General features: G+C 71.0%; 27 protein-coding genes. 10 read left to right on the top strand and 17 right to left on the bottom strand.

The window, feature by feature from the left end; translation table 11 throughout:
* The first annotated feature begins 7 nt into the window (after nucleotides 1-7).
* A complete protein-coding gene (gene serB / locus ACIQPR_RS32735; RefSeq protein WP_403655593.1) occupies nucleotides 8-1216 on the top strand; it encodes a phosphoserine phosphatase SerB in 1209 nt (402 codons plus the stop codon).
* A gap of 147 nt (nucleotides 1217-1363) precedes the next feature.
* On the opposite strand, the gene ACIQPR_RS32730 is transcribed toward serB, so the two are convergent.
* The 4 genes from ACIQPR_RS32730 to ACIQPR_RS32715 all read right to left on the bottom strand — a co-directional run bounded on the left by ACIQPR_RS32730 (nucleotide 1364) and on the right by ACIQPR_RS32715 (nucleotide 3890).
* Complete coding sequence (locus ACIQPR_RS32730) at nucleotides 1364-1882, bottom strand: SixA phosphatase family protein (protein WP_403655591.1); 519 nt, start codon at nucleotides 1880-1882, stop codon at nucleotides 1364-1366.
* 65 nt (nucleotides 1883-1947) lie between these two features.
* Nucleotides 1948-2154, bottom strand: coding sequence for a hypothetical protein (locus ACIQPR_RS32725; RefSeq protein WP_403655589.1), 207 nt, complete (start codon nucleotides 2152-2154; stop codon nucleotides 1948-1950).
* Between the two features lie 170 nt (nucleotides 2155-2324).
* On the bottom strand, nucleotides 2325-2441 hold the full coding sequence (locus ACIQPR_RS32720; RefSeq protein WP_086021959.1) for an SGM_5486 family transporter-associated protein: 117 nt from the start codon (nucleotides 2439-2441) through the stop codon (nucleotides 2325-2327).
* A 72-nt stretch (nucleotides 2442-2513) separates the two neighbouring features.
* Nucleotides 2514-3890, bottom strand: coding sequence for a CynX/NimT family MFS transporter (locus ACIQPR_RS32715; RefSeq protein WP_403655587.1), 1377 nt, complete (start codon nucleotides 3888-3890; stop codon nucleotides 2514-2516).
* A 70-nt stretch (nucleotides 3891-3960) separates the two neighbouring features.
* On the opposite strand from ACIQPR_RS32715, the gene ACIQPR_RS32710 reads away from it, so the two are divergent.
* A complete protein-coding gene (locus ACIQPR_RS32710) occupies nucleotides 3961-4656 on the top strand; it encodes a FadR/GntR family transcriptional regulator (protein ID WP_403655585.1) in 696 nt (231 codons plus the stop codon).
* On the opposite strand, the gene ACIQPR_RS32705 is transcribed toward ACIQPR_RS32710, so the two are convergent.
* From ACIQPR_RS32705 to fabG, 3 genes are all read right to left on the bottom strand, one after another.
* The gene (locus ACIQPR_RS32705) at nucleotides 4631-4987 is read right to left on the bottom strand and encodes a hypothetical protein (RefSeq protein WP_403655583.1); all 357 of its coding nucleotides are present in this window, start codon (nucleotides 4985-4987) and stop codon (nucleotides 4631-4633) included. The two genes, ACIQPR_RS32710 and ACIQPR_RS32705, sit on opposite strands and share 26 nt — an antisense overlap.
* 167 nt (nucleotides 4988-5154) lie before the next feature.
* Nucleotides 5155-5922 (bottom strand): enoyl-ACP reductase FabI, encoded by a 768-nt coding sequence (gene fabI / locus ACIQPR_RS32700; RefSeq protein WP_403655581.1) that lies wholly within the window; start codon nucleotides 5920-5922, stop codon nucleotides 5155-5157.
* A 5-nt stretch (nucleotides 5923-5927) separates the two neighbouring features.
* Nucleotides 5928-6647 (bottom strand): 3-oxoacyl-[acyl-carrier-protein] reductase, encoded by a 720-nt coding sequence (gene fabG, locus ACIQPR_RS32695; protein WP_403655579.1) that lies wholly within the window; start codon nucleotides 6645-6647, stop codon nucleotides 5928-5930.
* 240 nt (nucleotides 6648-6887) lie between these two features.
* Between fabG and ACIQPR_RS32690 the strand changes: the two genes are divergently transcribed.
* Genes ACIQPR_RS32690 through tyrS form a run of 3 tightly spaced genes read left to right on the top strand, consistent with a single transcriptional unit; the run spans nucleotide 6888 to nucleotide 11131 of the window.
* Nucleotides 6888-8411, top strand: coding sequence for a TldD/PmbA family protein (locus tag ACIQPR_RS32690; RefSeq protein ID WP_403655578.1), 1524 nt, complete (start codon nucleotides 6888-6890; stop codon nucleotides 8409-8411).
* Nucleotides 8408-9802 carry a metallopeptidase TldD-related protein gene (locus ACIQPR_RS32685; RefSeq protein WP_403655576.1) on the top strand — a complete coding sequence of 465 codons (1395 nt, stop codon included), beginning with the start codon at nucleotides 8408-8410 and terminating at the stop codon, nucleotides 9800-9802. Before ACIQPR_RS32690 ends, ACIQPR_RS32685 begins: the two co-directional genes overlap by 4 nt.
* Before the next feature lie 60 nt (nucleotides 9803-9862).
* Nucleotides 9863-11131 (top strand): tyrosine--tRNA ligase, encoded by a 1269-nt coding sequence (tyrS, locus tag ACIQPR_RS32680; protein ID WP_403655574.1) that lies wholly within the window; start codon nucleotides 9863-9865, stop codon nucleotides 11129-11131.
* Between the two features lie 57 nt (nucleotides 11132-11188).
* Here tyrS and ACIQPR_RS32675 read toward each other — a convergent pair whose 3' ends face one another.
* Nucleotides 11189-11467: a GlsB/YeaQ/YmgE family stress response membrane protein gene (locus ACIQPR_RS32675; RefSeq protein WP_403655652.1), complete on the bottom strand. Its 279-nt coding sequence runs from the start codon at nucleotides 11465-11467 to the stop codon at nucleotides 11189-11191.
* 246 nt (nucleotides 11468-11713) lie between these two features.
* On the opposite strand from ACIQPR_RS32675, the gene ACIQPR_RS32670 reads away from it, so the two are divergent.
* Together ACIQPR_RS32670 and ACIQPR_RS32665 are read left to right on the top strand one after the other, a co-directional pair.
* Entirely contained in the window at nucleotides 11714-12142 is a 429-nt protein-coding gene (locus ACIQPR_RS32670; protein ID WP_403655572.1) for a DUF3099 domain-containing protein, read from the top strand.
* A gap of 223 nt (nucleotides 12143-12365) precedes the next feature.
* A complete protein-coding gene (locus ACIQPR_RS32665) occupies nucleotides 12366-12584 on the top strand; it encodes a hypothetical protein (RefSeq protein ID WP_403655571.1) in 219 nt (72 codons plus the stop codon).
* A gap of 47 nt (nucleotides 12585-12631) precedes the next feature.
* Here ACIQPR_RS32665 and moaA read toward each other — a convergent pair whose 3' ends face one another.
* The 3 genes from moaA to ACIQPR_RS32650 all read right to left on the bottom strand — a co-directional run bounded on the left by moaA (nucleotide 12632) and on the right by ACIQPR_RS32650 (nucleotide 15743).
* Complete coding sequence (moaA, locus tag ACIQPR_RS32660) at nucleotides 12632-13621, bottom strand: GTP 3',8-cyclase MoaA (protein WP_403655569.1); 990 nt, start codon at nucleotides 13619-13621, stop codon at nucleotides 12632-12634.
* Nucleotides 13622-13770: 149 nt separating this feature from the next.
* Entirely contained in the window at nucleotides 13771-15390 is a 1620-nt protein-coding gene (locus ACIQPR_RS32655; RefSeq protein ID WP_403655568.1) for a cation acetate symporter, read from the bottom strand.
* A complete protein-coding gene (locus ACIQPR_RS32650; RefSeq protein ID WP_403655567.1) occupies nucleotides 15387-15743 on the bottom strand; it encodes a DUF485 domain-containing protein in 357 nt (118 codons plus the stop codon). Before ACIQPR_RS32650 ends, ACIQPR_RS32655 begins: the two co-directional genes overlap by 4 nt.
* A gap of 313 nt (nucleotides 15744-16056) precedes the next feature.
* Between ACIQPR_RS32650 and ACIQPR_RS32645 the strand changes: the two genes are divergently transcribed.
* From ACIQPR_RS32645 to ACIQPR_RS32635, 3 genes are all read left to right on the top strand, one after another.
* The gene (locus tag ACIQPR_RS32645; RefSeq protein WP_403655565.1) at nucleotides 16057-17589 is read left to right on the top strand and encodes a S8 family serine peptidase; all 1533 of its coding nucleotides are present in this window, start codon (nucleotides 16057-16059) and stop codon (nucleotides 17587-17589) included.
* Nucleotides 17590-17715: 126 nt separating this feature from the next.
* Nucleotides 17716-19110, top strand: a complete 1395-nt coding sequence (locus ACIQPR_RS32640; RefSeq protein ID WP_403655564.1) for a CoA transferase — start codon at nucleotides 17716-17718, stop codon at nucleotides 19108-19110.
* Nucleotides 19111-19210: 100 nt separating this feature from the next.
* Complete coding sequence (locus ACIQPR_RS32635; RefSeq protein ID WP_403655563.1) at nucleotides 19211-20221, top strand: CopD family protein; 1011 nt, start codon at nucleotides 19211-19213, stop codon at nucleotides 20219-20221.
* Nucleotides 20222-20268: 47 nt separating this feature from the next.
* On the opposite strand, the gene ACIQPR_RS32630 is transcribed toward ACIQPR_RS32635, so the two are convergent.
* The 6 genes from ACIQPR_RS32630 to ACIQPR_RS32605 all read right to left on the bottom strand — a co-directional run bounded on the left by ACIQPR_RS32630 (nucleotide 20269) and on the right by ACIQPR_RS32605 (nucleotide 26270).
* On the bottom strand, nucleotides 20269-21315 hold the full coding sequence (locus ACIQPR_RS32630) for a zinc-dependent alcohol dehydrogenase family protein (RefSeq protein WP_403655561.1): 1047 nt from the start codon (nucleotides 21313-21315) through the stop codon (nucleotides 20269-20271).
* A gap of 45 nt (nucleotides 21316-21360) precedes the next feature.
* Nucleotides 21361-22026, bottom strand: coding sequence for a lysoplasmalogenase (locus tag ACIQPR_RS32625; protein WP_403655560.1), 666 nt, complete (start codon nucleotides 22024-22026; stop codon nucleotides 21361-21363).
* Nucleotides 22023-22889: a sterol desaturase family protein gene (locus tag ACIQPR_RS32620; protein ID WP_403655558.1), complete on the bottom strand. Its 867-nt coding sequence runs from the start codon at nucleotides 22887-22889 to the stop codon at nucleotides 22023-22025. The genes ACIQPR_RS32625 and ACIQPR_RS32620 overlap by 4 nt, the downstream gene beginning before the upstream one ends.
* A gap of 100 nt (nucleotides 22890-22989) precedes the next feature.
* Nucleotides 22990-23709, bottom strand: coding sequence for a VIT family protein (locus ACIQPR_RS32615; protein ID WP_403655556.1), 720 nt, complete (start codon nucleotides 23707-23709; stop codon nucleotides 22990-22992).
* Between the two features lie 24 nt (nucleotides 23710-23733).
* Nucleotides 23734-24990 (bottom strand): amidohydrolase family protein, encoded by a 1257-nt coding sequence (locus ACIQPR_RS32610; RefSeq protein WP_403655554.1) that lies wholly within the window; start codon nucleotides 24988-24990, stop codon nucleotides 23734-23736.
* On the bottom strand, nucleotides 24987-26270 hold the full coding sequence (locus ACIQPR_RS32605; protein ID WP_403655552.1) for an amidohydrolase family protein: 1284 nt from the start codon (nucleotides 26268-26270) through the stop codon (nucleotides 24987-24989). The genes ACIQPR_RS32610 and ACIQPR_RS32605 overlap by 4 nt, the downstream gene beginning before the upstream one ends.
* Between the last annotated feature and the right edge of the window lie 6 nt (nucleotides 26271-26276).

Raw genomic sequence — 26276 nt, 5'->3', positions numbered from 1 at the left:
GTACACCATGAGCGCTTCGCAGACCTCTGACGTCCCCACTCTCCTCGTCAAGATCTTCGGCAAGGACAGGCCGGGCATCACGGCCGGACTCTTCGACACCCTCGCCGCCTACTCCGTCGACGTGGTCGACATCGAGCAGGTCGTCACCCGTGGCCGCATGGTGCTGTGCGCACTCGTGACGCCACCGCCCGCCGGGCTCGAAGGGGATCTGCGGGCCACCGTGCACAGCTGGGCCGATTCGATGAAGATGCAGGCGGAGATCATCTCCGGCCTCGGCGACAACCGGCCGCGCGGACACGGGCGTTCACTCGTGACCGTGCTCGGCCACCCCCTCACCGCGGAGTCCACCGCCGCGATCGCCGCCCGCATCACCAAGGCCGGCGGCAACATCGACCGTATCTTCCGGCTCGCCAAGTACCCGGTAACAGCTGTGGAGTTCGCGGTGTCCGGGGTGGAGACCGAGCCCCTGCGCACCGCGCTCGCCACCCATGCGGCGGCCCTCGGGGTCGATGTCGCCGTCGTGGCGGCGGGGCTGCACCGCCGCGCCCAGCGGCTGGTCGTCATGGACGTCGACTCGACGCTCATCCAGGACGAGGTCATCGAACTCTTCGCCGCGCACGCCGGCTGCGAGGCCGAGGTAGCCGAGGTGACCGCCGCCGCGATGCGCGGGGAACTGGACTTCGAGCAGTCGCTGCACGCACGCGTGGCGCTGCTCGCGGGACTGGACGTCTCGGTCGTCGACAAGGTGCGCAGCGAGGTACGGCTGACGCCCGGCGCCCGCACCCTGATCCGTACCCTCAAGCGCCTCGGCTACCAAGTCGGCGTCGTGTCGGGCGGGTTCACCCAGGTCACCGACGACCTCAAGGACCGTCTCGGGCTCGACTTCGCCCAGGCCAACACGCTGGAGATCGTCGACGGCAGGCTGACCGGCAAGGTCACCGGCGAGATCGTCGACCGCGCGGGCAAGGCCCGGCTGCTGCGCCGCTTCGCCGCCGAGGCGGGCGTACCGCTGGGGCAGACGGTGGCGATCGGCGACGGCGCCAACGACCTGGACATGCTCAACGCGGCCGGTCTCGGTGTCGCCTTCAACGCGAAGCCGGTCGTACGGGAGGCCGCGCACACGGCGGTCAACGTGCCCTTCCTCGACACCGTGCTGTATCTGCTGGGTGTCACCCGCGAAGAGGTCGAGGCGGCGGACACCCACGACGAGGACTGACCCAGGGTCTGTCCGGCGGGTGGTTGTGGGGGGGGTAGTCGGCGGGTACTTCAGGACCTTCGGGGCCCGGCACCGTACGGATGCCGGGCCCCTTGTCGTGCGGGCCCTTTGTCGTGCGGGTCGCTTCCTGTGGGTCCGTGGGGCCGGTTACTCGGACGGCGCCCAGTAGTCGACCAGGGTCGCCACGCCCGGTTCCAGGGACTTCCAGGAGCTGTCGAAGGTCAGGACGGCGAAGGCCGCGGTCGAGAAGCCGCGGCGGGTCAGCCGCTCGCGGGCCTCGCCGGTGCCCGGTCCGGAGAGGATCTCGGCCAGGCCCTGGACGCCCGGGTTGTGGCCGATGAGGATCAGGTTCCGCGTGTCGTCGGGTGTCTCGTTCAGTACGGCGATCAGCTCACCGGGCGAGGCCTCGTAGACCCGCTCCTCGTAGACGGTTTTCGGCCGGTGCGCGAGTTCGTGGACGGCCAGCTTCCAGGTCTCCCGGGTACGGGTCGCGGTGGAGCAGAGGGCCAGATCGAAGGGGATGCCGGTCTCGGCCAGTCTGCTGCCTGCGGTGGCCGCGTCCAGGCGGCCTCGCTCGGCGAGCGGCCGCTCGTGGTCGGTCACCTCGGGCCAGTCGGCCTTCGCATGCCGGAAGAGGACGATCCTGCGGGGTTCTGCGACGCTCATGGGGTCCAGCTTCGCATGAAACAGGCCACGGGGCGCAGGGAGTTGGCGGGTGGCTCCGCCCGTGCTCAGCGGGCTATGAGCTGCTGCGCGCGCTCGAAGAGGTGGGTGATCATCGGGTCCGAGGCCGCCGCTTGCGCGTCCGTCGGGTTGAGCATCATCACGAGCAGCGTGACGAAGGCGAGCGCCGGCAGGGCGAGGGCCCACCACGGGAGCCTGATGTCGACGCCGCCCGTGGTCGCCGGGTGGGGCCGGGTCTGCGTTGGGGCCGACATGTGTGCCTCCGCTGGTCTCCGAGTGGTCCGCGATCCGCTTCTCGCGGTCACAGTTCGAAGGTACGGAACGCGCGGCCCTCAACCCATCCGGAGATCCACCCACTTGACCCTGAGCCTCACCCCCTAGGGGATGGTGGGGAGAACCCCACCATCGACTCAGGCGCGTGCGGTCACGGCGACGCGATCGTCGCGATGATGGCGATGACGATGAAGATGGCGAAGAACGAGCCGAAGACGAGCAGCATCTTCCGCTGGCCGTTCTGGGGGTTCGGGTCGAGCACTGGCATGGGACCAGTCTCGCACCCGCCGTCGGCGCCCCGGCTGCCGGGGTGGCGTCAACGGTCCTTGCCGGGGTGGAGTCAGCGGTCCGCCTCGTCCTCCACGGTGCGGTCGCGTCCGGCGAGGACGCCCACGGCCATCTGCGGAATCATCAGGCCGGCCATGAGGGCGATCGGCAGTCCCCAGCCACCACTGCTCTGGTAGAGCACGCCGACCAGGAGCGGCCCCGGGATGGAGATGAGATACCCGGCGCTCTGCGTGAAGGCCGACAGCTGGGCGACGCCCGCGCCGGTCCTGGCCCGCATGCCGACCATCGTCAGGGCCAGCGGGAAGGCGCAGTTGGCGATACCGAGCAGCAGGGCCCAGGCCCAGGCGCCTCCCGCCGGCGCGAGGTACAGGCCCGCGTACCCGGCGAGACCGCAGAGGCCGAGCACGACGACGATCGGCCCCTGCCGGGGCAGCCGGGTCGCCACGCGCGGGATGACGAAGGCCAGGGGCACACCCATCGCCATCGTGACGGCCAGCAGCAGCCCGGCCTCGCTCGCCGAGACCCCCGCGTCCCGGAAGATCTGCGCCATCCAGCCCATCGTGATGTACGCGGCGGTGGCCTGGAGACCGAAGAACACGGCGAGCGCCCACGCGGTACGGCTCCGGGTGATCCGCAGCCCGCGCGGCGCGGGCTCGGCCTCCCGCGCGCGGGCGGGCGGCTCCGCAGGGGCCTCCCGGTGTCGCGCGAGAGCGGCCCAGGGCAGTACGGCGGCTGCGGCCAGCCCCGCCCACACGGCGAGGCCGGAGCGCCAACTGCCGCCCAGGGCATCGGTCATGGGCACGGTGACCGCCGCCGCGGCGGCGGTGCCCAGGGCGAGGGCCATCGAGTACAGACCGGTCATGGAGCCGACCCGGTCGGGGAACCAGCGCTTGACGATCACCGGCATCAGGACGTTGCTGACCGCGATGCCCATGAGCGCGAGCGCGCTGCCGGCCAGGAAGCCCGCCGTGCCGCCGATGTACGGCCGTATGAGCAGCCCCGCGGTGATGGCGGCCATGCCCGCGCAGACCACCGCGGCCGGGCCGAAGCGGCGGGCGAGGCGCGGGGCCATGACGCCGAAGGCGGCGAAGCAGAGCGGGGGCACGGAGGTGAGCAGTCCGGCGACGCTGCCGCTCATGCCGAGGCCGTCGCGGACCTCTTCGAGGAGGGCGCCGAGGCTGGTGATGGCGGGGCGCAGGTTCAGTGCGGCGAGCACGATGCCGACGACGACCAGACGCGTGGTCCACGCGCGCGTGGCCGTCGACGGCGCTCCGGTGGACGGACCTCCGGTGACCGCATCTCCGGTGGACGGACCTCCGGTGGACGGATCTCCGGTCGGTGCCGGGGAGTCGGGCGCGGCCGGGCCGCCGGTGTTCGTCGTCGTGGACTTCAGTGTCCGGGTTTCCTCGCTTGCCATGCTGCCCATCATAGAATCATGGGATGATTGGTTGTCCATCCCCGGGTGGCCCGCTCCCGCCCCGCACATGCGAAGGTGTGCCATGCCTCTGAGCCACCCCCGTCGTTCGGCCCTGTCCGAGCAGGTCATCGCCGCGCTGCGGAACCAGATCGCCTCGGGCGAGTGGCCGGTCGGCTCCCGGATCCCGACCGAGCCGGAGCTGGTCGAGCAGCTCGGGGTCGCCCGCAACACGGTCCGCGAGGCCGTCCGCGCACTGGCCCACAACGGCCTGCTGGACATCCGCCAGGGCTCCGGCACCTACGTCGCGGCGACCAGCGAGCTGGCGGGCGTGATGCACCGCCGCTTCGCGGACGCCGACCCCCGGCACATCGCCGAGCTGCGGTCCACCCTGGAGTCGGCGGCGGCACGGCTGGCGGCCGAGCGGCGCACCGAGAAGGACCTCAAGCAGCTGGACGCCCTGCTCGTACGGCGCGAGGAGGCCTGGGAGTCCGGTGACGCGGAGGCCTTCGTGACGGCCGACACGACCCTGCACCTGGCCGTGGTGGCGGCCTCCCACAACGACGTCATGACGGCGATGTACGCCGACCTGGGCGAGGTGCTGCGGGACTGGCTGCGCGCGGACGTCGGCGAGGAGCTGACTCCGGAGTCGTACATGGACCACACGCGGCTCGTGGATGCGATCCGCGCGGGTGACGCGCAAGGAGCGGCAGCGGAGGCCGCGGGCTATCCGTTCCTGTGCCGCCCGGGGCGGCTCATCGGGCCCGCTTCTGGTGGCTGACCCACACCGCGCGGACGTCCTCCCAGCAGCGGCCGGTCAGTCGTACGGTCTGCGCCGGGCCGGCGTCGATCCCGTTGCCGTCGCTGTCGATGTCCCACCAGCGGTCGCACTCGATGTGCAGGGCGACGCGGTCGGTCTGGGGGTACGGGTTGTGGCAGTACGCGATCACGTGCGAGCCGTGGACGGCGGTGCGGCACGCGGCGCCGAACAGCTGGGGTGCGGCGGCCGGTTTCCGGGCCTCCACGCGCGCGTGGGGCATCGCCTCGTACGCCAGGGAGATGACGAGCGCGACGGCGGCGGTCACTGAGGCGAGGCTGCGGGACAGGCGCACAAGGGGAACCTCCTCGGTGGTGCTGGGGAGGGAATCGCGTGGTGAACGCGTAATCCAGAGTGCGCAGTTGTGGGCCCTCCCCGCCCGGCCGGAGGGGCCGAACGGGTGACACGGCAAGGGCCCGCACCTTCGCGGTGCGGGCCCTCATACCTGGTGCTGCGGCAGCGTCACGCGCCGATGGCGTGCAGGCCGCCGTCCACGTGGATGATCTCGCCCGTGGTCTTCGGGAACCAGTCGCTCAGCAGGGCGACGATGCCCTTGCCGGCCGGCTCCGGGTCCTTGAGGTCCCACTCCAGGGGGGAGCGGTTGTCCCACACGGCGGCGAGGTCGCTGAAGCCCGGGATGGACTTGGCGGCCATCGACGCGAGCGGGCCCGCGGAGATGAGGTTGCAGCGGATGTTCTGCTTGCCCAGGTCACGCGCCACGTAGCGGCTGGTGGCCTCCAGGGCGGCCTTGGCGGGGCCCATCCAGTCGTACTGCGGCCAGGCGTACTGCGCGTCGAAGGTGAGGCCGACGACCGAGCCGCCGTTCTGCATCAGCGGCAGGCAGGCCATGGTGAGCGACTTCAGGGAGTACGCCGAGACGTGCATGGCGGTGGCGACCGACTCGAACGGCGTGTTGAGGAAGTTGCCGCCGAGCGCGTCCTGGGGCGCGAAGCCGATGGAGTGCACGACGCCGTCCAGGCCGCCCAGCTCCTCCCCGACGACGTCGGCGAGGCGGGCGAGGTGCTCCTCGTTGGTCACGTCGAGCTCGATGACCTTGGTGGGCTTCGGCAGCTTCTTGGCGATGCGCTCGGTCAGCGTGGGCCGCGGGAAGGCGGTCAGGATGATCTCGGCACCCTGCTCCTGGGCCTGCTTGGCGGCGTGGAAGGCGATGGAGGACTCCATCAGCACACCGGTGATCAGGACGCGCTTGCCCTCAAGAATTCCGCTCATGGTGATCAGTGACCCATTCCCAGTCCGCCGTCAACAGGGATGACGGCTCCAGTGATGTACGAGGCGTCGTCGGAGGCGAGGAACCGCACCGTCGCGGCCACCTCCTCGGGCTGCGCGTAACGGCCGAGCGGCACCTGCTTCACGATGTTCTCGCGCTGCTCGTCGCTGAGCACCTTGGTCATGTCGGTGTCGACAAAGCCGGGCGCGACGACGTTGAAGGTGATGTTGCGCGACCCCAGCTCACGGGCGAGCGAGCGCGCGAAGCCGACCAGCGCCGCCTTGGAGGCCGCGTAGTTCGCCTGGCCGGGGCCGCCCATCAGCCCGACGACCGACGAGATGAGGACGACACGGCCCTTCTTGGCGCGCAGCATGCCGCGGTTGGCGCGCTTGACGACGCGGAAGGCGCCGGTGAGGTTGGTGTCGAGAACCGAGGTGAAGTCCTCCTCGGACATGCGCATCAGAAGCGTGTCCTTGGTGACGCCCGCGTTGGCGACCAGGACCTCGACGGGGCCGTGCGCGGCCTCGATCTCCTTGTAGGCCTGCTCCACCTGCTCGGTGTCGGTGATGTCGCACCTGACGGCCAGGCAGCCCAAGGCGACGAGCGCGGCCGGCGGCTCCCCCGAGCGGTACGTGATCGCGACCTTGTCGCCGGCTTCGGCGAACGCGTGGGCGATGGCGAGGCCGATGCCCCGGTTTCCTCCGGTGACGAGAACCGAGCGGCTCAACAGATCACCCTTTCGATAGCTGTCCTGCGCGCCTGCCGGTACACCCTGGTTGACAGACGGCCTTATCGAAAACCTATCGGTCGGCCCACGCCACCGGACAATCGGGCACCGACAGTGGCTCGGGGGACTCGCTGTCGGGTCTCTACAGAAAGTGCCGACGCCGGGCGGAAACGTGTGGTCCCCGCACCGGTCCGCGCGACATGATCGGACTCCACAGGCCACGACAGCAGGGAGACCTCCGTGCCTCATTCCATCGACGAAGCCTTCACGGCACTTCCGCTACGCGCCCTGGCCGACGCCGCGCTGGCACGCGCGCGTGCGCTCGGGGCCGAGCACGCGGACTTCCGGTTCGAGCGGGTGCGCAGCGCGTCCTGGCGGCTGCGGGACGCCCGGCCCGCCGGTACGTCGGACACCACCGACCTCGGGTACGCGGTCCGGGTCGTGCACGGCGGCACCTGGGGCTTCGCGTCGGGCGTGGACCTGAGCCTGGATGCCGCCGCCAAGGTCGCCTCGCAGGCGGTGGCGATGGCGAAGCTCTCCGCCCAGGTGATCAAGGCGGCCGGGTCGGACGAGCGCGTCGAGCTGGCCGCCGAGCCCGTGCACGAGGAGCGGACGTGGATCTCGTCGTACGAGATCGACCCGTTCTCCGTGCCGGACGAGGAGAAGGCGGGGCTGCTGGCGGACTGGAGCGCCCGGCTGCTCGCGGCGGACGGCGTCAACCATGTGGACGCCTCGCTGCTCACCGTGCACGAGAACAAGTTCTACGCCGACACCGCCGGGACCGTGACCACCCAGCAGCGGGTCCGGCTGCACCCGCAGCTGAGCGCGGTGTCGGTCGACGAGTCGAGCGGCGAGTTCGACTCGATGCGCACCATCGCGCCGCCCGTGGGGCGCGGCTGGGAGTACCTCACGGGTACCGGCTGGGACTGGGACGAGGAGCTGGCGCGGATCCCCGAGCTGCTCGCCGAGAAGATGCGCGCGCCGAGCGTCGAGGCGGGCCTCTACGACCTCGTCGTCGACCCGTCCAACCTCTGGCTGACGATCCACGAGTCCATCGGCCACGCGACCGAACTGGACCGCGCGCTCGGCTACGAGGCCGCCTACGCGGGCACCTCGTTCGCCACCTTCGACAAGCTCGGCAAGCTCAAGTACGGCTCCGAGCGCATGAACGTCACCGGCGACCGCACCGCCGAGCACGGCCTCGCCACCATCGGCTACGACGACGAGGGCGTCGAGGGCCAGTCCTGGGACCTGGTCAAGGACGGCACCCTGGTGGGCTACCAACTCGACCGTCGCATCGCCAGGTTGACCGGCTTCGACCGCTCGAACGGCTGTGCCTACGCCGACTCCCCCGGCCATGTCCCCGTGCAGCGCATGGCCAACGTGTCGCTCCGGCCCGACCCGGCGGGGCTGTCCACGGAGGATCTGATCGGCGGGGTCGACCGCGGGATCTACGTGGTGGGCGACCGGTCCTGGTCGATCGACATGCAGCGCTACAACTTCCAGTTCACCGGACAGCGGTTCTTCAAGATCGAGAACGGGCGGATCACCGGACAGCTGCGGGACGTCGCGTACCAGGCGACGACCACCGACTTCTGGGGGTCCATGGCGGCCGTCGGCGGTCCGCAGACCTATGTCCTGGGCGGCGCCTTCAACTGCGGCAAGGCCCAGCCGGGCCAGGTCGCGGCGGTCTCGCACGGCTGCCCGTCGGCCCTCTTCACGGGCGTCAACATCCTCAACACCACGCAGGAGGCCGGTCGATGAGCGCCCGTACGAACAAGCCGCACGAGATCGTCGAGCGCGCCCTCGAACTGTCCCGGGCCGACGGCTGTGTCGTCATCGCCGACGAGCAGTCGACCGCCAATCTCCGCTGGGCGGGCAACGCGCTGACCACGAACGGGGTGACGCGCGGGCGCACGCTCACCGTCATCGCGACCGTCGACGGCAAGGAGGGCACCGCCTCGGGGGTGGTGTCCCGGTCCGCCGTCACCCCGGAGGAACTGGAGCCGCTGGTGCGGGCCGCCGAGGCCGCCGCGCGCGGGGCCGCGCCCGCCGAGGACGCCCAGCCGCTGGTCACGGGCGTGGCCGCCTCGCCCGACTTCACGGACGGGCCCGCCGAGACCTCGTCCTCCGTGTTCACCGACTTCGCCCCGGCGCTCGGCGAATCGTTCGCACGCGCGCGTGCGGGCGGTCGCGAGCTGTACGGCTTCGCCAACCACGAACTGGTCAGCAGCTACCTGGGGACCTCGACGGGCCTGCGGCTGCGCCACGACCAGCCCAACGGGACGCTGGAGCTGAACGCCAAGTCCCCGGACCGTACCCGCTCGGCCTGGGCCGGCCACTCCACGCGGGACTTCAAGGACGTCGACCCGGCCGCCCTGGACGCCGAGCTGGCCGTACGACTGGGCTGGGCCGAGCGGCGGATCGAGCTGCCCGCCGGGCGGTACGAGACGCTGCTGCCGCCGACCGCGGTCGCGGACCTGCTGATCTACCAGATGTGGTCGGCGTCGGGACGGGACGCGGTCGAGGGCCGCACGGTGTTCTCCAAGCCGGGCGGTGGCACCCGCGTCGGCGAGAAGCTCACCGAGCTGCCGCTGACGCTGCGCAGCGACCCGAACGAACCGGGCCTGGAATCCGCCCCGTTCGTGCTCGCGCACTCCTCCGGGGGCGACCAGTCGGTGTTCGACAACGGCCTGCCGCTGGCGGCGACCGACTGGGTGCGCGAGGGCGAGCTGCGGCATCTGCTGACGAGCCGGCACAGCGCGGGTCTGACCGGGCTGCCGGTGGCGCCGTCGATCGACAACCTGGTGCTGAGCGGGGGCGAGGACCGTTCCCTGGAGGAGATGGTCGCGGACACCGGGCGCGGGCTGCTGCTCACCTGCCTCTGGTACATCCGCGAGGTCGACCCGGCGACCCTGCTGCTCACCGGGCTGACCCGGGACGGCGTCTACCTCGTGGAGAACGGCGAGGTGACGGGCGAGGTGAACAACTTCCGGTTCAACGAGTCGCCGGTGGATCTGCTGGGGCGGGCGACGGAGGCCGGGCGCACGGAAAAGACGCTGCCCAGGGAGTGGAGCGACTGGTTCACTAGGGCTGCGATGCCCGCGCTGCGGGTGCCGGACTTCAATATGAGCTCTGTCAGTCAGGGCGTATAACCTCGTAACCGACGCACGTCGTACGTGCGTCACAAGACCAGTCAAGGAGATACGAGAACCGTGACGGACATCGTCGACGAACTGCGGTGGCGCGGGCTGATCGCCCTCTCCACTGACGAGGACGCATTGCGCAAGGCGTTCGCGGACGGTCCCGTCACGTTCTATTGCGGTTTCGACCCGACCGCGCCCAGCCTGCACCTCGGCAACCTCGTACAGATCCTCACCATGCGCCGGATCCAGCAGGCCGGCAACCGCCCGCTGGGCCTGGTCGGCGGTGCCACCGGTCTGATCGGCGACCCGAAGCCCACCGCGGAGCGGACGCTGAACTCGCCGGACGTCGTGGCCCAGTGGGTCGAGCGGCTGCGCGCGCAGATCGCGCCGCTGCTGGACTTCGAGGGCCCGCACGCCGCGATCATGGTCAACAACCTGGACTGGACCCAGGGTCTGTCGGCCATCGAGTTCCTGCGGGACATCGGCAAGCACTTCCGGGTCAACAAGATGATCGCGAAGGAGGCCGTCTCCCGGCGGCTTAACTCCGACGCGGGCATCAGCTACACCGAGTTCAGCTACCAGATCCTCCAGGGCATGGACTTCCTGGAGCTGTACCGCAGGCACGGCTGCACGTTGCAGACCGGCGGCAGCGACCAGTGGGGCAACCTCACCTCGGGCACCGACCTGATCCACCGGGTCGACCCGGAGGCCGTGGTGCACGCGCTGGGCACCCCGCTGATCACCAAGGCGGACGGCACCAAGTTCGGCAAGACGGAGTCCGGCACGGTCTGGCTGGACCCGGAGATGACCACGCCGTACGCCTTCTACCAGTTCTGGCTGAACGCGGACGACCGGGACGTCTCCAAGTTCCTGCGCATCTTCAGCTTCCGGTCCCACGAGGAGATCGAGGAGCTGGAGCGGCAGACCGAGGAGCGTCCGCAGGCGCGTGCCGCGCAGCGCGCGCTGGCCGAGGAGCTGACGACGCTGGTGCACGGCGCCGAGCAGACGGCCGCGGTGACCGCCGCGTCCCGGGCCCTCTTCGGGCAGGGCGAGCTGGCGGAGCTGGACGAGAGGACGCTGGCCGCGTCCCTCTCCGAGCTGCCGCACGTCCAGGTCGCCGAACTCGGCCCGGTCGTCGACCTGTTCACCGAGGTGGGGCTGGTGGCGAGCAAGTCCGCGGCGCGGCGGACCGTGAAAGAGGGCGGGGCCTACGTGAACAACGTGAAGGTCACCGCGGAGGATGCCGTGCCGGACACGGCGGAGCTGCTTCACGGGCGGTGGCTGGTGCTGCGGCGGGGCAAGAAGAATCTGGCGGCCGTGGAGGTCACGGGCGCGTGAGCGCGTGACGAAGGGGCGGCCTCCCGGTCCGGGAGGCCGCCCCTTCGCCGTAGGCCCTCAGGTCCGCTGTTTGTTCTTGCCGATGGTCGCCATGTAGGCCATGTCGACCACGAAGACGATGATGATCGCGGCGATGAGCTGGAACGCGTGGCGGCTCCAGTCGATGCCGCTGGTCGCGTCGACGCCGGCCGCGCGGGCGATCGCGTTGCCGACGATGGCCCCGAGCATGCCGCAGATGGTGGTCAGCCAGAGCGGACTGTGCTGCTTGCCCGGGATGATCGCCTTCGCGATCAGGCCCAGCACGAATCCCACGATGATCGCCCACAACCAGCCCATGGCTGCCTCCTTGTACGGCTCGACGTGAGCATTACGCCAAGTGTGGGCCCGGTCGCCGTACGCCGCATGTCGGGCACGGCCGTACGTGGTACGGCGCAGATCGCTCACCCGGACCCGGGGTGCCCCGGTCTCGAAGGCGGCGCAGGCGCGGCGTAACGTTGGAGGCATCGGGGCCCGGTTCCCGGATCGGGTACGACACCGGGTGCGGGCCGGGGAGAGTCCGATGCGGGCGGATGGTGGAATGTGATGCGGAAGCTGCACGGCGAGGGCAACGCCCAGGTGTTCCGGATCACCGGAGCCCGGACGGGACTCGCGGAGGATGTCCGCGGCCGGCAGCGCCGGTATGTCATCTCGATGTCGATCCGTACGGTGGCGGTGATCCTCGCCTGCTCCCTGTGGAACGTCGAACGGCACGTCGCGATCGTCGCGCTGGTACTCGGTGTGCTCCTCCCCTATGTCGCCGTGGTGATCGCGAACGCGGGGCGGGAGAACGCGCCCGGTCTGCCGTCGACGTTCGTCACCACGCCGCTGCGGATGGGGGCCCCTCCCACGCTTTCGGCAGTCGGGGAGATCGCACCGCCGCGGCCGGACGGGGCGTTCGCGGAACCCGTCCCGGAAGACGTCGTGCCCGGGCCGACACCGGGTGCGGGGGGCGAACCGCGGGGCCGGTCGTGACCATGGCGAACGTGCCATAAACGGAAGTCGGCTCCGCACCAAGCTCAAGAAAAGCTCAGATCAATCATGTTGTTCCGGTGCCGGGCGACCGGTTACCCGTGACATACTTCGTACGCGCTCCGCATCCCCCGTCGGAGCGACAGACCGACGCCGGGCAGCTCCCCCCGTGGCTGCTCGGCGTCGCCTTTTCAGCGCATCTGTGAGACGAATTCCGTGAGTTCCCGTGAGTGACGAGACACCGATCTGCTCCGCGAAGGGCTGCCGCGCGGACGCCCTGTGGGTCCTCGCGTGGAACAACCCGAAGATCCATACGCCGGAGCGGCGCAAGACGTGGCTCGCGTGCGAGGAGCACCGCGAGCATCTGTCCCAGTTCCTCGGTGTGCGCGGGTTCCTGAAGGACGTCGTCCCGTTCGAGGACTGGGCAGCACCCGAACTCCCGTAGGCCCGGCCCGAAGTCCTGTGGCCCCCTCCTTCGGCTACGGCGGCCGGTCAGCCGCCGATCGCCGACATCGGCCGGTCCGGCTGAAGGAACGAGGGGTCGTCCAGGCCCGAGCCGGCCTTCTTGCCCCACATCGCCCGGCGCCAGATACGGGCGATCTCCTCGTCCGGGGCGCCCTCGCGCAGGGCGGTGCGGAGGCTGGTCTCCTCGCGGGCGAACAGGCAGTTGCGTATCTGGCCGTCGGCGGTGAGGCGGGTGCGGTCGCAGGCCCCGCAGAAGGGGCGGGTGACCGAGGCGATGACGCCCACCCGGTGGGGGCCGCCGTCCACGGTCCAGCGCTCGGCCGGGGCCGAGCCGCGCTCGTCGGAGCCTTCGGGGGTCAGCTCGAAGCGGGTGCGCAGGGAGGCGAGGATGTCGTCCGCGGTGACCATGCCCTCGCGCTTCCAGCCGTGCTGGGCGTCCAGGGGCATCTGCTCGATGAAGCGGAGTTCGTAGTCGTGGGCCACGGCCCAGGACAGCAGGTCCGGGGCCTCGTCGGCGTTGAGGCCCGGCATCAGGACCGCGTTGACCTTGACCGGGGCCAGGTCCGCCTCGCGGGCGGCTTCGAGGCCGTCGAGGACGTCCTGGTGGCGGTCGCGGCGGGTGAGGGTCTTGAAGACGTCCGGGCGCAGGGTGTCCAGGGAGACGTTGACCCGGTCCAGGCCCGCCTTCTTCAGGGCGGTCGCGGTGCGCTTGAGGCCGATGCCGTTGGTGGTGAGGGACATCCGGGGGCGGGGCTCAAGGGCCGCGACCCGCTCGACGATGCCGGCCAGGCCGGGGCGCAGCAGGGGCTCGCCGCCGGTGAAGCGGACCTCCTCGATACCGAGGGAGGTGACCGCGATGTCGATCAGGCGGACGATCTCGTCGTCCGTGAGGAGGTCGGGCTTCGCCAGCCATTGCAGGCCCTCCTCGGGCATGCAGTACGTGCAGCGGAGGTTGCACCGGTCGGTCAGCGAAACCCGCAGGTCGGTGGCTACTCGGCCATAGGTGTCGATGAGCACGTGGGCCCCCTCCCTCGATTCTGATCGCATGTTTTCCGACACCTGCGAGCCTACGCGACACCTCTGACAACACGAGCGGCCCGATCCCACGAGGTACGACGGGGCCGCGTCGTAGAGAGCTACGACGCGGCCCTGGGAGGTGGGGTGGCTCAGTGGGCTCCGGTGCCGGTCAGGGACCGTACCTCCAGTTCCGCGTACTTGGCGGTGTCGGTCTCCTCCTTGGAGAGGACCGTGCCGAGCCAGCCCAGCAGGAAGCCGACCGGGATGGAGATGATGCCGGGGTTCTCCAGGGGGAACCAGTGGAAGTCGACGTCCGGGAACATCGAGGTGGGTTTGCCGGAGACGACCGGCGAGAACAGGACCAGGCCGACCGCGGTGACCAGGCCGCCGTAGATCGACCACAGGGCTCCGGAGGTGGTGAAGCGCTTCCAGAAGAGGCTGTAGAGGATCGTCGGGAGGTTGGCGGAGGCGGCGACCGCGAAGGCGAGGGCGACCAGGCCGGCGACGTTCAGGTCGCGGGCGAGGGCGCCGAGAAGGATGGAGACGGCGCCGATGCCGACCGTGGCGTACCGGGCGGCGGACATCTCCTGCTTCTCCGTCGCCTGCCCCTTCTTGATGACGTTGGCGTAGATGTCGTGGGCGAAAGAGGAGGACGAGGCCAGAGTGAGGCCGGCGACGACCGCGAGGATCGTGGCGAAGGCGACGGCCGAGATGCTGGCCAGGAGGATGGCGCCCCAGTTGGAGTCGACTCCGCCCAGATGGAGCGCCAGGAGGGGGGCAGCCGTGTTGCCCGCCTTGTTGGAGGCGATGATCTCGTCGGGTTTGATCAGTGCCGCCGCGCCGAAGCCGAGGGCCAGGGTCATCAGATAGAAGGCGCCGATGAGACCGATGGCCCAGTTGACGGACTTACGGGCGGCCTTGGCGGTGGGCACCGTGTAGAAGCGGATCAGGATGTGCGGCAGGCCGGCGGTGCCGAGGACGAGGGCGATGCCCAGGGAGATGAAGTCCAGCTTGGTCGTGCCGGTGGCGCCGTACTTGAGGCCGGGGTCCAGGAAGGCGGAGCCCTTGCCGCTGTTGTCGGCGGCCTTGCCGAGCAGGTCGGAGATGTTGAAGTTGAACTTGAGCATCACCAGGAAGGTCAGCAGCAGGGCGCCGGCGATGAGCAGGCAGGCCTTGACCATCTGGACCCAGGTGGTGCCCTTCATGCCGCCGATGGTGACGTACACGATCATCAGGACGCCGACCAGGGCGACGATGCCGATCTTGCCCGCGTCGGACGTGATGCCCAGGAGCAGGGAGACCAGGACGCCCGCGCCGGCCATCTGGGCCAGCAGGTAGAAGATCGACACCACGATGGTGGAGGTGCCGGCCGCGGTGCGGACCGGGCGCTGGCGCATGCGGTAGGCGAGGACGTCACCCATGGTGTAGCGGCCGGAGTTGCGCAGCGGCTCGGCCACCAGGAGCAGGGCGACCAGCCAGGCGACCAGGAACCCGATGGAGTACAGGAAGCCGTCGTAGCCGAAGAGGGCGATGGCGCCGGCGATGCCGAGGAAGGACGCGGCGGACATGTAGTCGCCGGAGACGGCCAGTCCGTTCTGGAAGGCGGTGAACTGCCGGCCGCCCGCGTAGAAGTCGGCGGCGCTCTTGGTCTGGCGGCCCGCCCAGACGGTGATGACGAGCGTCGCGGCGACGAAGACCGCGAACAGGGTGATGATCAGCGGCCGGTGCTCGCCGGCCTCGCCGGCGGCCAGGGTGATCGCGGGGCTCATGCGCCGTCCTCCATCCGGGACTTGATGGCTTCGGCCTTGGGGTCGAGCTTCGCGGCGGAGTACCGCGCGTACCACCAGGCGATGAGGAACGTGGTGAGGAACTGGCCGAGGCCCAGGACGAGGGCGACGTTGACGTTGCCGACGACCTTGGTGTCCATGAAGTCGTCCGCGTAGTTGCACAGCAGGACGTACAGGAGGTACCAGGCGATGAAGGCGACGGTCAGCGGAAAGGCGAAGGAGCGGTGGGCGCGGCGCAGTTCGGCGAACTCCGCGCTCTCCTGGACCTGTTCGTACTCCTCGGTACTGGGGAGCTTGCGTTCGGCTTTCGAGGGCGGTGGTGTCTCGGTGGCCACGGTGTCTCCTCGCGTTGCGGACATGCTGGTTGCGACCTCACAGACCTACGGATCACGCCACCAGGAGTGATCGGGCGACTCCCCTGTGCAATGCCGGCGGGGTCCCCGATCCTGCTGGCGGTTCCTGCCCAAGGTCCACGGCGCCACGCGCGGACCGGTTCAACTCCTTTGACTTCTTTGAGGACTCGCCTTTGGGAAGTCATTGCTGGCCAGCCCTCGCGGGAGATAGCTTCAGCTCGCACCACTCGTCATGTACCTGCCCGAACGGCACCGCGTCTCGGGCCTTCTCGCTTCCGGATGATGTGGAGATCCCATGGCTCATCTGCGCCCCAGACACCGGCTCGCGCTCGCCGTACCGGTCGTGCTGTCGCTGACCGCCTCGCTCGGTTTCCTCCCGTCGGCGGCTTCGGCGGTCCCGATCGCGGGGACCACCGCGCAGACCGCCGACGCGCCCAACCTCGCGTATGTGGTCAACACGCGACTGGACCACCGCACGATCAACACGGTCAAGAAGGCGATCAATGCGGCAGGCGGCACCATCGTGGTGACGTACGAGAAGATCGGTGTGATCGTCGTGCACTCGGCGAACCCCGACTTCGGGCCGGTCATCCGCAAGGTGCCCGGTGTGCAGTCGGCCGGCGCCACGCGCACCGCGCCGCTGAGCCCCGCCTCGACCACGGACGAGGGCGCGGTGCAGTACCTCTCCAAGGAGCAGGCCGCGAAGACGGCGAAGGCCTCCGCCGCGGCCGGTGACAGCGAGCCCCTCGAAGCCGACCAGTGGGACCTGCCCGCGATCGGCGCCGACAAGGCCGCGAAGATCAACCCGGGCAGCAGGAGCGTGACGGTCGCCGTCATCGATGTCGGCGTCGACGACACCCACCCGGACATCGCCCCGAACTTCTCCCCCTCGCAGTCCGCGAACTGCGTGGGCGGCAAGGCGGACACGACGTACGGCTCCTGGCGTCCCGTCGACTCCGCGCACTACCACGGCACGCATGTCGCGGGTGAGATCGCCGCCGCCCGCAACGGCATCGGTGTGGCGGGCGTCGCGCCGGGCGTGAAGGTCGCCGGGATCACGGTGGCGGAGCCGGACTCCAGCCAGTTGTTCTACCCGGAGAGCGTGGTCTGCGCGTTCGTGTTCGCCGCGGACCACGGCGTGGAGATCACCAACAACAGCTACTACGTTGATCCTTGGCTGTACAACTGCATGGACGACCCCGATCAACGTGCCATCGTGGACGCGGTCAACAGGGCCCAGCTGTACGCCCAGAGCAAGGGCACGCTCAATGTCGCCGCGGCCGGCAACTCCAACGACGACCTCGACTCGCATGCCCTGGTCGACGACTCCAGCCCCGACGACTCGACCGCGGTGACCCGCACGGTCGACCCGCACGAGTGCTTCGACGTACCGACCCAGCTGCCGGGCGTCGTGACGGTGAGCTCGGTCGGCGTCAAGAAGGCCAAGTCCTACTTCTCCAGCTACGGCAAGGGCGTCATCGACGTGTCGGCGCCCGGCGGTGACGCCCTCCAGATCCCCGACACCCCGTCGAAGAACGGCCGCATCCTGTCGACGCTGCCGAACAACTCCTACGGCTACCTCCAGGGCACGTCGATGGCGACCCCGCACGTCGCCGCCGTGGCCGCGCTGCTGAAGTCGACGCACCCGCACGCCTCGCCGGCCCAGCTCCAGGCGCTCCTGAAGGCCGAGGCCGACAACCCGGGCTGCCCGACCGGCATCTACGACACCAACGGCGACGGCGTCGCGGACGCGACCTGCGAGGGCGGCAAGCGCGTCAACGGCTTCTACGGGTTCGGCATCGTGAACGCGCTGCGGGCGGTCAAGTAGCCGTAGCCGTAGCCGTTGTTGTCGGCTGTTGAGACTGCGGGCCGGGCGGACATCCGCCCGGCCCGTTCTCATGTCTGCATCACGAGGGCATCTATATTGATTGAATCAATACTGCATAGTGAAATCATGACTGGCATCAAGGTGGCATGGGCCGCCATCGGTGGCGATCCCGCCCTGCTCTCACGGGTCTCGACCGTCGCGCGCGAAGGCGCGCTCGAAGCGCGGCTTCCCGTACGGGAGTTGGCGCGGGCCTGCGTGGGGGCGTGCGCGCTGGCAGCCGCCGAGTTGGGGGCACGGCGGGCCGGGCGCACGGAGGTGCCCGGAGTGCGGGTGGACGACGGGGCCCTCGCGACGGCGTTCGTCAGTGAGCGGCATCTGCTGATCGACGGGCGGGCGCCGGTCTCCTTCGCGCCGCTGTCGCGGTTCTGGCGGACGGCGGACGGCTGGGTCCGCACCCACGCGAACTATCCGCACCACCGGGCGCGGCTCCTCGGCGCATTGCGGCTGCCTGCGGACGCCTCCGTGGAGGACGTGGCCGCCGTGCTCGCCGAGCGGTCCGCCCTGGAGACCGAGAACACGGTCTACGGCGCCGGAGGTCTCGCGGTCGCGCTGCGGACGGCGGCCGAGTGGGCTGTACACCCGCAGGGGGTCGCGGTGTCCGGGCGGGCCCTCGTCGAGCGTGAGCGGCTCGGCGGCGCACGCGCGCGTGCGCTGCCGCCACTCGACGGCGACCCCTCGCTGCCCGCCGCCGGGCTGCGTGTGCTGGATCTGACCCGGGTGATCGCGGGCCCGGTCGCAACCCGCACGCTGGCGCTGCTGGGCGCGGACGTGCTGCGGGTGGACGCCCCGGAGCTGCCCGAGGACGCCGACGCGCACGCGGACACCGGTTTCGGGAAGCGGTCGACCCGGCTGGATCTCGGCCTGGCCGCCGACCGGCGGACCTTCGAGGACCTGCTCGGGCGGGCCGACGTGATCGTCACCGGGTACAGGCCGGGCGCTCTCGACCGGTTCGGGCTCTCCCCCGAGGCGCTGGCCGACCGCCGACCCGGGCTGATCGTGGCGCAGTTGTCGGCGTGGGGCGCGTACGGGCCGTGGGGCGAGCGGCGCGGGTTCGACAGCCTGGTGCAGGTCGCGACCGGTGTCGCGGTGGCGGAAGGGTCGCCGGAGCGGCCCGGGGCGCTGCCCGCGCAGGCCCTCGACCACGGGACCGGGTACCTGCTGGCGGCCTCGGTGCTGCGGGCGCTGACGGAACAGGCCGGGGAGTCCGGCCAGAGGTGCGGCTTCGCCCTCCGGCTGGCGCTCGCGCGGACCGCGGCCTGGCTGACCGCACCGGGAGTGGCGGGGCCGGTGCACGCGGAGAGCGGGACGGCGTACGACCGGCCGGATGCCTGGCTGGTCGAGACGGACAGCGGTGTCGGGCGGCTGCGGCACGCGTTGTCACCGGTCTCCTTCGCCGGCGGACCCGTGAACTGGGCGCGCCCGCCGGGCCGTTGGGGCACGGACCCGGCTCGTTGGGCTTGACTCGGGAGCGGACCGGATACACACCTATGAGCGGAATCCGGTTCCGCCAGTTGTTTTGCTGCACTTGCCCGGTTCTGTGGCGGCTGGTGAAGATCTTGGGGTGACCTTGATACGACCGACTGTCGAAGCGGCCGACACCCGTGGCCCCGGGCGGCGCCCCGGTACGCGCCGGGCCGTCGCCGTGCTGGCCCTGGTGCTGCTCGCCGCCCTGATCCCGCTGCTCGGCCCGTCCGCCGCGCTGCACGGCACCGGGGAGGCCGCGGCGCCCGGTGTCGGTGGTATCGCGCTGCTGCGGGCGGTGCTGTTCGGCGCGCTGTGCGTGCCGTTGGGCGAGTTGTTCGTGAACCGGCTGGCGCGCACCGTGCCCGGCGCTCCCCCGAACGGCCCCGGCAGTTGGGCCCTGTACGCGGCCGGTGCCGGTTTCGTCGCCGCGCTGGGACTCGCGTCGGTGGTGGCGACGGGCAATCTGGTGCCGCACGGCCTCGCCGAGATCGATGTCGGCGGCCTGTACCAGTCCCGGGACGGCAAGCTGGCGCTCCTGGAGGTCAACGCGTTCGCGGTGGCCGCCCTGTGCGCCCGGTCGCGCCGGCCCGCCGTCCAGGTGTGGCCGCCGGCCGCCGTGGTCCTCGCGGAGGCGCTGCGCGCGCACCCGGTGGGCGAGCCCGGCCCGCTGGTCGGCTCGGAACTGACCGCGGTGCATCTGACGTGCGCGGCCCTGTGGGTGGGTGGGCTGCTGCACGCGCTGCGGACCTTGCGGCGGTGGCGGGACGCGGAGGCGGGCGCCGCGCTGCTGGGTCTCTACGCGCGCGTGGCGGCCGTGCTGCTGGCCGCGGTCACCGCCACGGGGGTGTGGAGTTCGCTGCGCAGGATGCCGGCCGGCACGATCCTGGACCAGCTGACGACGACGGCGTACGGGCGCACCCTGCTCGCCAAGGTGCTTCTCGTCGCCGCCGTCGCCGTCCTCGCGCTGTGGGCGCGCCGCCGGCTGCGGCGGGCCGCCGATCCGCTGGCCGCCTGCTCGCCTGCGCGGGCCGAGGTCGTCGCCCTGGGGGTGGTGGTCGTGCTGTCCGGACTGTTGACGGCCTTGCCGGTGCCGATCCGCTGGCATTGACCGGCTCAAGTGTTGACCGGCTCAGGCCTTGATCAACCCGGTGTCGATCAACTGTTGACGACCAGGACCTTCAGGGCCGTGCGCTCGTCCATCGCCTTGTAGCCGTCGGGTACGCCCTCCAGACCGACCGTCAGGTCGAAGACGGGCGAGGGGTCGACGACGCCGTCCAGAATGTCGGGCAGCAACTCGGGGATGTACGCGCGGACCGGCGCGACGCCGCCGCGCAGCGCGATGTTCCGGTCGAACATGACCCCGAGGTCGAGACCGGTGCCGCTGCCGTGCGGCACACCGACGAAGCCGATGGCGCCGCCGTCCCGCGCGATGTCGACGGCCGTACGCATGGACTGCTCGGTGCCGACGGCCTCGACGACGGAGTGCGCGCCCTGGCCGCGGGTGAGTTCACGGACGGCCTCGACGGCGGCCTCGCCGCGTTCGGCGACGACGTCGGTGGCGCCGAAGTCGCGGGCGATGGCGGTGCGGGTCTCGTGGCGGCCGAGGGCGATGATGCGCTCGGCGCCGAGGCGCTTGGCGGCGAGCACCGCGCACAGACCGACCGCTCCGTCGCCCACGACGGCGACGGTGGCACCCTTGCGGGCGCCCGCGCCGAGGGCCGCGTGGTGGCCCGTGCCCATGACGTCCGACAGGGTCAGCAGGGCGGACAGCAGGCGGTCGTCGGAGGCCGCCTCCTTGGGGAGCCGGACGAGCGTGCCGTCGGCGAACGGGACGCGTACCGCCTCGCCCTGGCCGCCGTCGTAGCCCACGGCGCCCCAGAAGCCGCCGTGCACGCAGGAGGTGGTGAGGCCCTCTCGGCAGTAGGCGCAGACGCCGTCGGACCACATGAAGGGCGCGACCACGAGGTCGCCGGCCCGGACGCCGTTCACCTCGGAACCGGTCTCCTCCACGATCCCGAGGAACTCGTGTCCGATCCGCTGCCCCGGCTGCCGGGCCGCCTCGCCGCGGTAGGCCCACAGGTCGCTGCCGCAGATGCAGGCCCGCAGCACCCGGACCACGGCGTCGGTGGGCAGTTGCACCATGGGCTCGGGCACGTCCTCCACGCGCATGTCGAACGGGGCGTGGATGGTGGTGGCGCGCATGGCGAGGGTCCTTCTCGTCGCTGGTCCGCTGCTGGTGCGGTGCGCTCAGGGGGTGGTCGAGCGCACTTCACGGTACGCCGTGACGGGTGCGGGCCGCGCATCGAGGGCGCCCCGGACCAGCAGGAACTGCGCCGCAGCGTAGGTCAGCATGATCCAGAAGTCGGGCCGGGGCGGCTGCGGCCAGTCGGCGACGCCGGTCGCGATGAGGGTGTCGGAGAGCACGAAGAGCGCCCCGCCGAGTCCGGCGGCCGGGCCGAGCCGGGTGGCCGCGGTGTACGCCATGGCGGTCAGGAGGGTGCTGTAGCAGGCGACGGGGACGCGGAGGCCGGCAGGCAGGCCGGGCCACAGCAGGGCGACCAGGGTGAGAAGGGCGACGGCGCAGCCGACGGCGAGCAGACCGGCACGCGCGCGTGCCGGACCGTGGCGCCGGAACAGGACGAGGTAGCAGACGTGACCGGCGGCGAAGGAGGCCATCCCGGCCATGAACGCGGGCTCGCTGTCCGACAGCAGCAGGACGTCGCCGCCCCAGCCGCACAGCAGGGCGGCGACCAGGAGCCGGGGGCCGCCCGCGCGGGCGGCGGACGCCGCGAGCAGCGGCATGAGCAGCGGCTTGGCGACCAGATGGCCGGCCCGGAAGCCCACGGCGAGGCAGACGAGGTCGAGGACCGCGGCGAGGACGAAGGCGGCCGACAGCGCCCGGGACGCTCTCACGCGGCCACGGACTCCTCGGTCTGCTCCACCGCGACCGCCGGCTGCCAGCCGGGTCCCCGGAACACCCGTCCCGCGCGCTCGCGCCAACTGGTCGCCCTCTTCAGGTCCTTGGCGATGGCGACGTACTCATGGGTGGCGACCTTGATCGGGTTGAACGTGTTGATGTTCTTCGTCAACCCGTAGACGGGCCGCTCGACCTCCGGGACGAACGACCCGAAGAGCCGGTCCCAGACGATGAGGATGCCGCCGAAGTTGCGGTCCAGATAGCCGCCCTGGGAGGCGTGGTGGACCCGGTGGTGGGACGGCGTGTTGAAGACGAACTCGAACCACCGGGGCATCTTGTCGATCCGCTCGGTGTGGATCCAGAACTGGTAGACGAGGTTCACGGAGGAGCAGAACGCCAGCGCGGCGGGATGCACGCCCAGGGCGACGAGCGGAACGTAGAACGGCCATACCGTGAGGGTCGTCCAGGGCTGGCGCAGGGCCGTGGTGAGGTTGAACCTGCGGCTGGAGTGGTGGACGACGTGACAGGCCCAGAGGATGCGGATCACGTGGTGGCCGCGGTGGGACCAGTAGTAGAAGAAGTCCTGCGCGAGCAGCATCAGCGGGATCGTCCACCACAGCACGGGCACGCGCAGCGGGGTGAGTTCGTAGACCGCCGTGTAGACCGCGACGATCGGGATCTTCCAGAGGAAGTCGAAGACGAGGCTCCCGAGCCCCATGCCGACGCTCGTGGCGGCGTCCTTGGCCTCGTAGCCCGCCGCGTCCTCGTCGGGGTGGACGCGCACGCTGATCACCTCGATCACGGTGAGCAGCACGAAGGCGGGTATCGACCAGAGCACGGCGTCGGGCAGGTTCGGCATGAGTGAACCGTAGGACCGCCAATCGGCCACGACCAGACGTTGTTACCCACAAGTATTTCCTGGGGTACGCGCTTGCTTGTTGGCGATCTCCGCCAACCGGTCACGCGCCCGCGGCTCCCAGCAGGGTCCCCGCCAGGTACGTGACCGCCATCGCCAGCGCGCCTCCGGCCACGTTCCGCGCGATCGCCGTCCTCGGGCCGGCCGCCCCGAGCCGTGCGCTGGTCCAGCCGGTGAAGACGAGGGCGGCCAGGGACGAGACGACGGTGACGCCGAGCCGCCAGCCGGCCGGGGGCAGGACGATCGCCAGGAGCGGCAGCAGGGCGCCGGCGGTGAAGGACAGGAAGCTCGCCCAGGCCGCGTGCCAGGGGTTGGTGAGGTCGTCGGGGTCGATGTTGAGTTCCACGCGCGCGTGGGCGCGCAGCGCGTCGCGTTCCGTGAGCTGGGCCGCCGCCTCCATGGCCACGTCGCGGGACAGACCGCGGTCCTGGAGGATCTCGGTCAGCTCCTCCAGTTCGGCCTCCGGCTGCTCCCTCAGTTCACGTCTCTCCAGGGCCAGGGCGGCCTTCTCCGAGTCGCGCTGGGTGGAGACGGACACGTACTCCCCGGCGGCCATCGACATGGACCCGGCGAGGAGACCGGCGAGGCCGGCCGTCAGCAGTGCCGAGCGGTCGTCGGTGGCACCGGCCACGCCCACGACGAGACCGGCGGTGGACAGGATGCCGTCGTTGGCGCCGAGGACCGCGGCCCGCAGCCAGTTCAGCCGGGACCCGAGGCTGCCGCCGTGCGCCTCGGCATGGGACTCGCCGTTGGTTTCAGTCACCCCCGGAGGATTCCACCCCCGGCCTCACCACACCCGCACCGACGCCCCTCGCGCGAACACCGGGCTCGTGGCGTCCGCCGGCGGTTCGGCGAGCGGTCGCGCGATCTCGGCCACCGTGGGGCCGACCTTCGCCGCGATCGGGTCCAGGAGGTCCAGGTCGAAGCCGTAGACGCGGGCCGCGTTGCCGCCGAGCATGGCGGCGACCTCGTCGCGGGGCACGCGCGCGTAGGCGAAGCGCAGGCCCTCCCTGGAGTAGGGGTAGGTGCCCTCGTCGTGCGGGTAGTCGCTGCCCCACATGATCTTCTCGATGCCGATGCGGTCACGCAGGGGCACCTCGTGCGGGCGCATGAAACTGGCTCCCACGAAGCAGTTGTCGCGCCATACCTCGGAGGGACCCTTGCCCATCGAAGCGGCGAGCCCCGCACCGAACTTGGACTCCGCCGTGGCCGCCTTCGACGCCGCCGCGACCAGGCGCCCGTGGTAGTAGTCCAGCATGTCGAGCACCCCGGGTATCCAGCCGGAGCCCTGCTCGGTCAGCACCAGCCGCAGGTCCGGGTGGCGGCGGAAGGCACCGCCGAAGATCAGGTGCCACAGAGCGCGGTGCGAGAACCAGGTCGTCTCGACCATGAACACCGCGCGGGCGGCCGGTTCCTCACCGAGGGGCGGGGCGGCCGAGCCCGCGTGGTGGTTGACGGGCACGCCGAGTTCCGCGCACACGGCCCAGATCGGGTCGTACGCCGACGAGTACAGCTCGGGCAGCCCCGAACCGGGTGGTGTGCCGGGCAGCAGCAGCCCGCCCCTCAGGCCCGCTCCGACCGCCCACCGGATCTCCCGGACGGCCTCCTGGACGTCGTTCAGGAGGATCTGGAAGACACCCGCCCGCCGGCCCGGCGCAGCCGCGCAGAAGTCCGCCAGCCAGCGGTTGTGGGCCCGCAGACCGGCCCAGCGGCACTCGAACTCCTCGGGCGTCGGCGCGGGCGCCATGAGGGAGCCGGAGGGGAAGAACGGCGGGATGGTGTTCGGGAAGACGACCTCGGCGACGATCCCGTCCTGTTCCAGCTCCGCGATCCGCCGCGCGGAGTTCCAGTTCTTGTCGGCCGCGTCGGCGACCAGGTCCTCGTACGGGTTGACGTAGGTGGCCGCCCAGGCGTCGAACCGGTCGTGGTACCGCTGCTCCAAGTAGGGCCGGTAGTCCAGGAGATCGGCACCCGCGTGGCAGTCCGCCGAGATGACCGTGTACCGGTCCTCGCCCCCGGGCGTCGCGGGCCCTTCGGCGGTCATGGCGTCACCCCCAGCGCCGGGAAGTCGTGGTCGGTCAGCCAGTGCCGCCCGACCTCGCGGGAGCGCGCCCAGGACGCCCGCACGGCCTCCTGGTCGTCCTGCTGGCCGAGTTCGGCGGGGGTGGGGCCGATCCGGCGGGCCAGCGGCTCCAGGGCCGCCACGTCGAAGCCGAAGGCCTCGGCCGCCGCCAGGCCCAGCATGCGGCGGGTCTCGTCGACCGGGATGTCGTGGAACGTGCGCTTCAGCCACGCGCGCGTGTCGGGCCAGGTGCCCTCGGGGTGCGGGAAGTCGCTGCCCCAGAGGATGTTGTCGACGCCGATCTCGTAGCGCTGGGCCAGTTCACGGCGCTTGGTGTTGGTCGCGCAGATGAACACCTGCCGGTCGAGGTACTCGCTCGGCGGCCGTTTCAACTCCGCGAAGGGAGACAGCTTCTTGCCGCCGTGGGCGCCCAGGTAGAGGCGGTCCATGAACCACAGCTGGTTCGGCAGCCACCAGCAACCCGACTCCGCGACACCGAACTTGAGGCCCGGGTGGCGTTCGAAGACCCCGGACCAGAGCAGGAACCACAGCGGCCTGGCGGGCCACCAGGTCACCTCGCTGACGTAGATGCCCAGATGGTCGCCGTACTCGTGGCGGGGCGCTGCCCCGGAGTGGGTCAGCACCGGCATCGCGCACTCGGCGGCGGCAGCCCACACGGGGTCGTAACGGCGGTCGTGGTAGGGCTCCTTGTCGACCCACATGGAGGGGATCATCAGGGCGCCGAGCCCCGACTCCTTGGCGCGGTGGATCTCCGCGACGACCTCCTCCGTGGGGGCCGTCACCGGCAACAGGGCGACCCCGCAGTGCCGTTGGGGGTTCTCGGAGACGAAGTCGGCGAGCCAGCGGTTGTGGGCCCGCGCGCCCGCCATGCCCAACTCCGGGTCCTGGTCCCCGGAGAGGCCGAGTCCGACACCGAACGGCGCGGCCGTCTGGCTGTCGACCGCGTCGGCGTCGGGGAAGACCACCTCGGCGGCCACCCCGTCGCCGTCCAGCTCCTTGAGGCGCTGCGCGGAGTCCCACCCCCCGCGCAGACCCTCCTCGTTGTCCTGGAACCACTTCGCGGCGAACGCCTCGTTGCGGATGCCGAGCCGGGTCATCTCCTCGCGTCGCCGGTCGCGTCCGGCGAGGAACTCGTCGAAGTCCCGGTGGAACCGGGCGTCCAGATAGGGCCGGTACTCCTCGGTGGGCAGTCCGGCGTGGCAGTCGGAGGAGATGATCAGGTACGGCTCCTGGTCGGTCACAACAGC

The organism is Streptomyces sp. NPDC091280, from assembly GCF_044768565.1.
Taxonomy (GTDB): domain Bacteria; phylum Actinomycetota; class Actinomycetes; order Streptomycetales; family Streptomycetaceae; genus Streptomyces.
Note: the sequence above shows the minus strand (reverse complement) of the source record. Positions and strands in the feature narration are given on the sequence as shown.

Excerpts from the sequence above, each read along its gene's own strand:
- serB (WP_403655593.1), top strand. The coding sequence starts at position 8 with ATGAGCGCTTCGCAGACCTCTGACGTCCCCACTCTCCTCGTCAAGATC.
- ACIQPR_RS32730 (WP_403655591.1), bottom strand. The coding sequence starts at position 1,882 with ATGAGCGTCGCAGAACCCCGCAGGATCGTCCTCTTCCGGCATGCGAAG.
- ACIQPR_RS32725 (WP_403655589.1), bottom strand. The coding sequence starts at position 2,154 with ATGTCGGCCCCAACGCAGACCCGGCCCCACCCGGCGACCACGGGCGGC.
- ACIQPR_RS32720 (WP_086021959.1), bottom strand. The coding sequence starts at position 2,441 with ATGCCAGTGCTCGACCCGAACCCCCAGAACGGCCAGCGGAAGATGCTG.
- ACIQPR_RS32715 (WP_403655587.1), bottom strand. The coding sequence starts at position 3,890 with ATGATGGGCAGCATGGCAAGCGAGGAAACCCGGACACTGAAGTCCACG.
- ACIQPR_RS32710 (WP_403655585.1), top strand. The coding sequence starts at position 3,961 with ATGCCTCTGAGCCACCCCCGTCGTTCGGCCCTGTCCGAGCAGGTCATC.
- fabI (WP_403655581.1), bottom strand. The coding sequence starts at position 5,922 with ATGAGCGGAATTCTTGAGGGCAAGCGCGTCCTGATCACCGGTGTGCTG.
- ACIQPR_RS32685 (WP_403655576.1), top strand. The coding sequence starts at position 8,408 with ATGAGCGCCCGTACGAACAAGCCGCACGAGATCGTCGAGCGCGCCCTC.
- ACIQPR_RS32675 (WP_403655652.1), bottom strand. The coding sequence starts at position 11,467 with ATGGGCTGGTTGTGGGCGATCATCGTGGGATTCGTGCTGGGCCTGATC.
- ACIQPR_RS32670 (WP_403655572.1), top strand. The coding sequence starts at position 11,714 with ATGCGGAAGCTGCACGGCGAGGGCAACGCCCAGGTGTTCCGGATCACC.
- ACIQPR_RS32655 (WP_403655568.1), bottom strand. The coding sequence starts at position 15,390 with ATGAGCCCCGCGATCACCCTGGCCGCCGGCGAGGCCGGCGAGCACCGG.
- ACIQPR_RS32645 (WP_403655565.1), top strand. The coding sequence starts at position 16,057 with ATGGCTCATCTGCGCCCCAGACACCGGCTCGCGCTCGCCGTACCGGTC.
- ACIQPR_RS32640 (WP_403655564.1), top strand. The coding sequence starts at position 17,716 with ATGACTGGCATCAAGGTGGCATGGGCCGCCATCGGTGGCGATCCCGCC.
- ACIQPR_RS32630 (WP_403655561.1), bottom strand. The coding sequence starts at position 21,315 with ATGCGCGCCACCACCATCCACGCCCCGTTCGACATGCGCGTGGAGGAC.
- ACIQPR_RS32620 (WP_403655558.1), bottom strand. The coding sequence starts at position 22,889 with ATGCCGAACCTGCCCGACGCCGTGCTCTGGTCGATACCCGCCTTCGTG.
- ACIQPR_RS32610 (WP_403655554.1), bottom strand. The coding sequence starts at position 24,990 with ATGACCGCCGAAGGGCCCGCGACGCCCGGGGGCGAGGACCGGTACACG.